The organism is Bartonella sp. MU70NMGDW (assembly GCF_042194085.1).
Classification (GTDB): Bacteria; Pseudomonadota; Alphaproteobacteria; order Rhizobiales; family Rhizobiaceae; genus Bartonella; species Bartonella grahamii.
Map to the genome: position 1 here is coordinate 17780 of NZ_JBHIMK010000020.1, position 9172 is coordinate 26951.

The following is a 9172-nucleotide window of genomic DNA, read 5'->3' on the forward strand; positions in this document are numbered from 1 at the left end:
TTTTTTATCAATAAAAAAGATAATTTTTTTGATAATAATGTCCAACATAATGATCTAAAATAAACATCAATAAATTTTTGAATTGCTCCAAAAAAGCTTACAGATTATAAAAACAATAGTGATTTCATATTTTCCCGCTTATCCAATAGGAGAACATCATGAAACTATTAGCAAGAGCTCTTATAATAAGCGCCGCACTATTCACCCAATTGGCTGATGCGAAAACATTAAAAATTGCGAGTGAAGGCACCTACCCTCCCTTTAGTTATATTGACTCAAATAATAAATTGCAGGGACTTGATATTGATATATCTTATGCACTTTGTAAAAAAATGAATGTTGAGTGTACTGTTGTCACACAAGATTTCGAGGGAATGATCCCTGGACTTATTGCAAAAAAATATGATGCTATCATTGCCTCCCTTTCTCTCACACAAGAGCGCTTACAAAAAATTGACTTCACAGATCCTTACTACGATACAGCACTAGCTGTTATTGTTACCAAAGCTTCGGGAATTAAAGAAATCTCAACACAAGACTTTAGAGGTAAAAATCTTGGTGTACAATCAAATACAACACAAGCTTTCTATGCAGAAGATCATTATGCTTCTGAAGAGGTGAAAATCAAACTCTACCCTTCCACAATAGAAGTGAATCGTGACCTTTTAAATCATCGACTTGATGTGATTATTGTTGATAAATTACAAGCATTAAATTGGCTTAAAAATGAAGGAAAAGATTGCTGTCTCCTCTTGGGAACTCTAGAAGAAACAAAATTTCCTGTTGCAATTGCACTGCGTCAAAATAATAATGATCTTAAAAATAAGTTCAATAAGGCGCTAAAAGAAATCCGTTTAGATGGAACTTATGAGAAAATTATGAGAAAATATTTTACAAGTGATATCTATTAAATATCAATATGATGTTTAAATGAAACCTGCTAGTTATTTCTAAAAATATTATCTAACTCTTTCATGAGGAAAACAAGAATGATTGAAAATTTAGCATTGCTATCATTTAGCAATGGTGGATGGGGGGCGGTTATACTTTCTAGTGCAGGAATGACATTGTCATTGGCATTATGTTGTGGACTTCTAGGACTTCCTCTAGGTCTTCTAAATGCAGTGATGATTCGATCCAATATTAAGATGGCCAAAGCGATGGCACGCCTCTTTTCAACGGTATTTCGTGGACTACCAGAGCTTTTAACTTTGTTTTTAGTTTACTACGGGTTACAAAGCCTTATTCAAAATGTCTTTGACTATTTTAATTTTGAAATCATGTTCAGTATCAATGCTTTTGTTGCTGGTGTTCTGGCACTTAGTATGGTTCTTGCAGCTTTTTCTTGTGAGGTTTGGCTTGGAGCATTTAATATTTTTGATAAAGGCCAATATGAAGCGGCTAAAGCTTTAGGCCTTTCACGGTCAACCACATTTTTTCGTATTGTCTTTCCTCAGCTCATCCGAAATGCCTTGCCAGGACTTTCTAATAATTGGCTTACTTTACTGAAAGATACATCCCTTGTTTCAACCATCGCACTTGTTGACCTCATGCGACAAACGAACTTAGCTGTCGCTGCTACCAATAAACCCATGCTATTTTATCTTGTAGCATGCTTACTCTATTTGTTATTTTCAGCGGTTTTTACTGCAATCTTACGCCATTTGGAAACATACACTCAAATAGGCGATAAAAAGGTGCTACGTCAATGATTCCTGAGTGGCTGTATTTCCTTTTCAATCCTGATCTTTTAAGCCATTATGGACCAAAATTTATTAATGGCTTTATTGTTACTGTTGAGCTTGTTTCTATTTCTTGTTCTCTTGGTTTTTTTCTTGGTATGCTTATTGCTTTTGCACGTCTATCAAAAAATACATTTTTACAGTATTGTGCAAACGCTTATGTCTATTTTTTCCGTGGCTCTCCTTTATTAGCTCAACTCTTCCTTTTTTATTATGGACTTGGTTCAATGAACGACTTCTGGCAGCAAGTTGGTTTGTGGTGGTTTTTTCAAAACGCGTGGTATTGTTGTCTTTTTATTTTTACTCTCAATTCTGCTGCCTATCAATCTGAGATCTTTAAAGGAAGTTTTCTATCCGTAACAACTGGGCAACGTGAAGCATCAAAAGCTTTAGGTCTAAGTAACTCTGTCACATTTTTTAGAGTTATTCTTCCACAAGCAATGATTGTAGCGTTACGCCCCCTAGGAAATGAGTTGATTTTAATGATTAAATCCAGTGCTCTTGCCTCACTTATTACTGTTTATGATTTAATGGGGGTTGCTAAACTCACTTATTCACGGACTTTCGATTTTCAAGTTTACGTTTGGGCTGCTCTTATCTATCTCTTTATCGTTGAACTCATTCATCGTTTTATTGTTTTTATCGAACAACGCCTCACTCGATATTTACGGTAAATAAAAATGATCATAAAAAACTTCACAAACAAAAATGTTGAATTAATCAAGTTATTCATCAATGAAAGAATAAAATAAGATGAATTTGAAAAGTAATAAATCGATCTCTCCCTGTAAAAACCCTGTGATCTCTATTCGAAATCTAAATAAATGGTATGGAAACTTTCAGGTCCTACATGATATCAACTTTAATGTTCAAGCTGGTGAACATATCGTTATTTGTGGACCATCGGGATCAGGAAAATCAACGTTAATCCGTTGTATTAATCAATTAGAACAAGCACAAAAAGGTTCAATCTGTATCCATAATGTTGATATCCATACCGCTCCTATACAACAGCAAAAAAATGTTCTTCGTAAGATAGGAATGGTCTTTCAGAACTTTAATTTATTTCCCCACATGAGTGTTATACAAAATTGTATTTTAGCACCTATGACAGTTCAAGGACTTTCCAAACAACAAGCACAAGAACGGGCAATTCGCTACTTAACGCATGTTGGTATTGAAAAACACTGTGAAAAATATCCTTTACAACTTTCTGGTGGGCAACAGCAACGTGTTGCGATTGCCCGTGCACTTTGTATGGAACCTGAAGTCATGCTTTTTGATGAACCAACCTCTGCTCTCGATCCAGAAAGTGTGGGAGAAGTTTTAGACGTGATGGCTCGATTGGCCGATACAGGGATCACAATGCTTTGTGTTACCCATGAAATGGGCTTCGCACGTAAAGTCTCAGAAAGAATACTCTTTCTAGAAAATGGAAAAATTATTGAAGATACAGCCTCTGAAGAATTTTTTACTAATCCTAAAAGCCAACGTGCTTGTAATTTTCTTGCTAAAATTAAATATTAATTATTAACATATTGCTTTATTTATACAATTTTATTCCTGCTTTTTAAAAGAGTGATAATTGTTTGTGCGCCAACAACCCCCGATGGTACTTCAGTTTTCATTTTCTGTTCTACCATCTCAAAGGCATCGAGTTGTGCCTGTCGTATTAAAGGATTAAACAAAAGTTGTTCTACTTGTCTTGCTAACATGCCTGGGCGTAGAAATTCATCAAAATATTCCGGTACAATAGGCTTATCAGAAATAATATTGGGAAGAGCTGCACTCCATAAAATTATTTTAGGGAAAAAAAAGAATTTAGAAAAACGATCAAGTTTATAGCAAAGGACCGTTGGAATTTTAGCTAATGCTAATTCAAGCGAAACCGTTCCAGATGCTGCAAGTGCAACATCTGCTTGTGCAAAAGCACGCCATTTTGCATCTTCACCAACTACAATTTCTACTTTGCTTTTCCAGCCTTGTACAAAATCACGAATTTTATCCGCTAAACGTGGTAAGGTTGGTAAAATAATACGTAAATGAGGAATACGTTTTACAAGAATCTCTACTGTTTCTCGAAAAATAGGCATCAAAGAACGAATTTCTAAATTGCGTGATCCTGGTAAAATAACTAATGTAGGCGATGATGTTTGTGTATCGATCAAATTTCTTTGTTCTAATTGGCATTTTTTTTCTGACTGAACTATCAAAAGGGAAGGATATGTCAAAAGACGATGTCCAACATAAGTCGTGGGAGGACCACCCAAATCTTGCATAATCTTTTCTTCAAAAGGAAAAACCGCTAAAACATGGTCAACAAACTTGCGCATAGCTTTAGCGCGCTCTGGACGCCATGCCCAAACGGTTGGTGCAACATATTTAATGATAGGAATAGAAGGCGCTAAAACGCGCACCTTTTTTGCAACACGATGCGTGAAATCAGGACTATCAATAATAATGAGGCAATCAGGTTGTTCTTGTGCAATAAATTTGGATAAATTGCGAATATGTAGCAACAATAATGGTAGTTTTTTCAACACCTCCTTTAAACCTATTAAAGCAATATCATGGGAATCAAAAAAGCTTTTTAAACCTAATGCCTTTAAATGCCTCCCCCCAACACCAATCAAATGAATATTGCATCCTGTTTGTTGTGATAAACAAGAAATTAAATCGGACGCAAGTAAATCACCAGATTCCTCCCCTGAAACCACAGCAATCTTTAAAAAACAATTATTCATGACCAAACTTTTCAAATGTCTCTATAAATAGAGAATATTTGTTGGCTTTTTCTATTGTTGTTTTCACCGATAATATTAGACTTCTATTTGCCTCCACCGCAACACCAGATAAACCACTCTTTGCAATATTCATTATTGTCGCGGGCCCAATTGATGGTAAATCAACGCGATTATCCTGTTGTGGTTTTGCACATTTTACAAGAACGCCACCTTTAAGGGGAATTTGCCCTCTTTCTCGCATTTCACAAACACGCCACAACATATTATCAGTTCCCTCAGCGCCCTCCAGTGCAACCACCCTTCCTTGGACAACAACAACGGCTTGCCCGATATCTAATTGACCTAAAAGCTTTGCTGCTTCTGCTGCTAAAAAAATATCTTTTTTCTCTTTTCGCGTAGCACGCCGCACTGTTAAATCAAACTCTATGGGAGCTAAAAGATCTGCGACTATCTCGTGAGCACCAACAACACGAAAACCATACGTTTCAATAATCCGTATAAAAGCTTTTAATAACGCATCATCCCCTCTCTTCAAAGCTCCGATTAACTTAGGGAGAGCTAAAAATGTTGTCCAGTCCAGTCGCAATTGTTTAAGAAGTGGGCGCTTTTTCACACCACCTGCCAAAACAACATTATAAACTCCAGCCTCTTTTAAGATTTTAACGAGTCGCGCTAACTCCACAATTGATAGCTCGCAATGCTCATAGCGATAAAGAACAGAATCCGCCTCACCACGCAAAAGCACAAGAAAAGGATTCTCTCCATTCTTCTCAAGAGCCTGCGCAACAGTAATCGGTAGAACACCATTTCCTGCTATAATAGCAGTACGGCCGGAAAGAAAACTTCTGGCTCCCCAAATAGGCATTTTTAATCCTTATGTTCTTTTATTCTATCACCTTCAAATTTTGGTGTACAATAAAAACGTTTTCCTTCTTCCTTAATAAAATTAACTATATCAAGAACAGACTGAGAAGAAGAATAGAAAGAAGCAACATCACTGACACGCTCTTTAAATGGTTTGCTATGATCAAAAAGCATAGCAACCGCATGACGGAGTGCATGAATATCTTGACGCTCAAGTCCCGCACGCTTCATGCCAATAATATTGAGTCCAGCAAGTTTTGCCTGTACCCCAACAGCTGTTCCATAGGGAATGAGATCACCAACCAATGCTGATACACCACCAATAAATGCATGATGCCCAACACGAACAAATTGATGCACAGCAGCACCCCCACCAATAATTACATAATCACCAATAATAACATGGCCAGCTATCATCACATTATTTGCGAATGTTACATGATTCCCTACATGGCAATCATGAGCGATATGCGCATAACAAAAAAATTGGCAATTATCACCAACCACTGTCATTCCTACACTCGAATCGGAACCCCTATGCATTGTTACGCCTTCACGAATCGTGCAGTTTTTACCAATCGAAAGAGTCGTAGCCCCTCCCTTATGTTTATTATTTTGCGGATCTGCTCCCAAAACTGCATGAGAAAATACTTTACTCTTGGCTCCTAACGTTGTCTTCCCCATTATCACAACATGACTCATCAAACTGCATCCATCACCAATAACAGCATCTGAACTAATATGACAAAACGGTCCAACTTGTACATTCTCACCAAGCTGCGCTCCTTTCTCCACAAGAGCAGTTGGATGGATTTTCGTACCGGACATTTTTAAATTCCCATCAAATATCTTTTATTCTTCTTCGACAATCATCGCAGCAATTTCTGCTTCAGCGACGCGGACATCTTCTACTTTTGCAACGCACGAAAAACGTCTCATACCAGACCTTTTTTTCAAAAGCTGAACATGAATCTTGAGTTGATCACCAGGCATAACCGGCTTACGAAATTTCGCATTATCAACTGTCATAAGGTAAACTAAATTTGTTTGCTTATTGCCTAAATTTAAAAGTGCTATTGCTCCTGCCGTTTGTGCCATAGCTTCTAAAATCAAAACTCCAGGCATAACAGGCTTCGCGGGAAAATGTCCCGTAAAATGCGGCTCATTAATCGTTATATTTTTAATACCAATAGCTCCTTGTTCACCATCAATATCAACTATACGATCGATTAATAAAAATGGATAACGGTGCGGCAATATTGATAATAGTTTTTCAATATCCACAGCCTCTAAGTTTTTAGTCTTTTCACTGCTGATCATATCAGCGTTTCTCCTTTTTAACTTTTCCCATACTGCGCAACGTCGCTACTTCACGAAACCATTGTTTAAATGGTCGTGCTGGACTACCTCCCCATTTTTCGCCATCCGGAATGTCATTCATAACACCACTACGAGCAGCAATCTGAACACATTTACCTATTATGATGTGATCGGCTACTCCGACACCTCCGCCAAGCTGAGACATATCCCCTATCGATGTACTTCCCGCAATGCCACATTGAGCGGCAATAAGACAATAGCGGCCAATTTTTACATTGTGGGCAATTTGGACAAGATTATCAATCTTGCTTCCTTCACCAATAACAGTATCTTGAAATGTCCCACGATCAATTGTCGTGTTCGCACCAACTTCTACACCATCCTCAATAATAACGCGACCAAGCTGTGGAATTTTCTCGATTCCAGAAACGCCCCCAATATAACCAAAACCATCTTGCCCAATGCAAACACCAGGATAAAGCTGAACCTTATCACCTATTATAGAACACTGAACTGTTACCTTAGGAGCAATATAGCAGTCACATCCAATACGGCAATTTTCACCGATAACAGCTGTGGATGAAATAAGAGTTCCTGCACCAATCTCAACATTTCTACCAATAACAGCTCCCGCTTCAATACACACATCATGTGCCAACTTAGCCGTTGGATGAATATGCGCATGCGATGAAATCCCCTTGGATCCCAACCAAGGCATTGGCTTGACAGAATCTGGAAACAAAATACGACCAATCTGAGCAAAGTCACGCTGTGGTGTGGATGTTACCAAAATTGCCATAGTTTCGGGAACTTTAAAAACAATCTCATTCGTACAAAAAACAGCAACAGCGGAACTGTCCAGTAAAGCATCAGAAAACTTCCGATGCTCTACAAAAACAAGAGAACCCTCCACAGCACTCTCAAGTGAAGAAAGAGTATTGATAACTTTATGAGAAAACTCTGGATTAAGAAGCTTTGCACCCGTCAACTCAGCAACATTTGCAACTGTCAATTGCCGGGACGGCGTAAAAAAAAATGTATCCGCCATCAAAACACTTTCTCTCCCAGCTTAAGCTATTCTCTTCAAGTTTTTCCTTCTTAAAATCGCTCAAATCAGAACTTTGTAGAAATACCAAAATTCAATTGTTGCAAACGATCACCTTCCTGCTTCGTTATTGGCCAAGCATAATCAAAACGCAAAGGACCAAACGGAGAATCCCACATCAAACTCACACCTGCAGATGAACGCCAAGCACTTTTGGTATTGGTAACAGACGGTTCACCCTTAAAAACGGCTTTATAATTATTGCCATAAAGCGTGGCAATATCCGCAAATAAAGCACCGCGCAACCCGAACCCTTCAGGCACAACAGGGATAGGAAACTGTACTTCAGCAGTCGCATTCATATATGTTGTTCCCCCCAAGAAATAAACCTCACCCTTACTGGAAACCTGACGCGGACCTATTCCATTATATTTGAACCCTCGAATCATATCAGTATTCGCTTTAAACATATCGAAAATACGAACACCATCTCGACCCATTCCGTGGATATAACCACCCCCAAAGGAAAGCAAACCAACAATATCCTTCTGGTCAGAAAGAGTCTTGTACATCATCGCCTTACCCGTGGTCTTCAAGAACTTTGCACTTCCACCAAGCCCTGCATATTCCTGAAGAAGATGCACGTACCACCCATCATGGGGGGATCTCATATCATCAATCGTATTATAGGTGAAACCATAACTAATTGATGAACGTTTCCAAGGGCTTTGTTTTGCAGCTTGAACAATCGCACCAGAATATTTCCCATATAATGCTATTATGTCACTCTCTTTGTCAAAATCATACTCTCCGCCAAAATCATATTCTTCCTGCACGTAAGAATAAGCTAAATTAGCAGATAATTGATTATTAATAGGTAACGAAAACCGCAGCGATCCACCTGTCTGTCGTACATCATAAGCTTTATCAGCACGATAAGTACTACGAAAAACATCAACACCAGCAGATAAACGATACCCTAAGAAATAAGGATCAACAAATGATAAATTATAATTACGAGATTTTTCTTGCCCTGCACCCAACCCTAAACGAACATATTGACCACGTCCCCCAAGATTACGTTCAGTAACAGAAACTTCAAGTGACATACCAGGACTTGTTCCCCCTGTTGTATATCCTCCAGAAAGAGAGAGATCTCCTGTTGAAGCTTCAACGACATCTATTACCAAAATAACTTGGTCAGATTGATCTGTGGGAACCATTGAAATATTAACAGCTTTGAAGAAACCTAAACTTTCTAGACGACGTTTTGCCCGCTGTAATAAAGTTTGATTGTAAGCATCCCCTTCGTTTAAATCAATCTCACGGCGAATGACGTAATCACGCGTTTTCTCATTGCCACGTATATCAATACGCTGAATATAAGCACGTGTACCCTGTTCAATATTATATAAAATTGAAATTGTATGATTTGCTAAATTACGATTTCCCCGCGG

Annotated in this window: 10 protein-coding genes; 4 read left to right on the top strand and 6 right to left on the bottom strand. The window is 38.1% G+C overall.

Annotated elements, in window-relative coordinates; translation table 11 throughout:
* Positions 1-158: 158 nt before the first annotated feature.
* The 4 genes from ACFIKE_RS03430 (at position 159) to ACFIKE_RS03445 (ending at position 3269) form a co-directional block, all read left to right on the top strand.
* Positions 159-911, top strand: a complete 753-nt coding sequence (locus ACFIKE_RS03430) for a transporter substrate-binding domain-containing protein (protein WP_375648409.1) — start codon at positions 159-161, stop codon at positions 909-911.
* Between the two features lie 78 nt (positions 912-989).
* Positions 990-1712 (top strand): ABC transporter permease, encoded by a 723-nt coding sequence (locus tag ACFIKE_RS03435; protein ID WP_012755055.1) that lies wholly within the window; start codon positions 990-992, stop codon positions 1710-1712.
* Complete coding sequence (locus ACFIKE_RS03440; protein WP_375620077.1) at positions 1709-2416, top strand: ABC transporter permease; 708 nt, start codon at positions 1709-1711, stop codon at positions 2414-2416. The genes ACFIKE_RS03435 and ACFIKE_RS03440 overlap by 4 nt, the downstream gene beginning before the upstream one ends.
* Before the next feature lie 79 nt (positions 2417-2495).
* On the top strand, positions 2496-3269 hold the full coding sequence (locus tag ACFIKE_RS03445) for an amino acid ABC transporter ATP-binding protein (protein WP_375627193.1): 774 nt from the start codon (positions 2496-2498) through the stop codon (positions 3267-3269).
* 20 nt (positions 3270-3289) lie between these two features.
* Here the strand turns inward: ACFIKE_RS03445 and lpxB are convergent, their stop codons facing one another.
* The 6 genes from lpxB to bamA form a co-directional block, all read right to left on the bottom strand.
* Complete coding sequence (lpxB, locus tag ACFIKE_RS03450) at positions 3290-4486, bottom strand: lipid-A-disaccharide synthase (protein ID WP_375648410.1); 1197 nt, start codon at positions 4484-4486, stop codon at positions 3290-3292.
* Positions 4479-5351: an LpxI family protein gene (locus ACFIKE_RS03455; protein WP_375648411.1), complete on the bottom strand. Its 873-nt coding sequence runs from the start codon at positions 5349-5351 to the stop codon at positions 4479-4481. Before ACFIKE_RS03455 ends, lpxB begins: the two co-directional genes overlap by 8 nt.
* 2 nt (positions 5352-5353) lie before the next feature.
* Entirely contained in the window at positions 5354-6178 is an 825-nt protein-coding gene (lpxA, locus tag ACFIKE_RS03460) for an acyl-ACP--UDP-N-acetylglucosamine O-acyltransferase (RefSeq protein ID WP_375626255.1), read from the bottom strand.
* A gap of 24 nt (positions 6179-6202) precedes the next feature.
* Positions 6203-6670, bottom strand: coding sequence for a 3-hydroxyacyl-ACP dehydratase FabZ (fabZ, locus tag ACFIKE_RS03465; protein ID WP_375626256.1), 468 nt, complete (start codon positions 6668-6670; stop codon positions 6203-6205).
* A gap of 1 nt (position 6671) precedes the next feature.
* On the bottom strand, positions 6672-7718 hold the full coding sequence (gene lpxD, locus ACFIKE_RS03470) for a UDP-3-O-(3-hydroxymyristoyl)glucosamine N-acyltransferase (protein ID WP_375648412.1): 1047 nt from the start codon (positions 7716-7718) through the stop codon (positions 6672-6674).
* A 65-nt stretch (positions 7719-7783) separates the two neighbouring features.
* Positions 7784-9172: outer membrane protein assembly factor BamA (gene bamA / locus ACFIKE_RS03475; protein ID WP_375648413.1), on the bottom strand; the 1389-nt coding region annotated here is incomplete at its 5' end.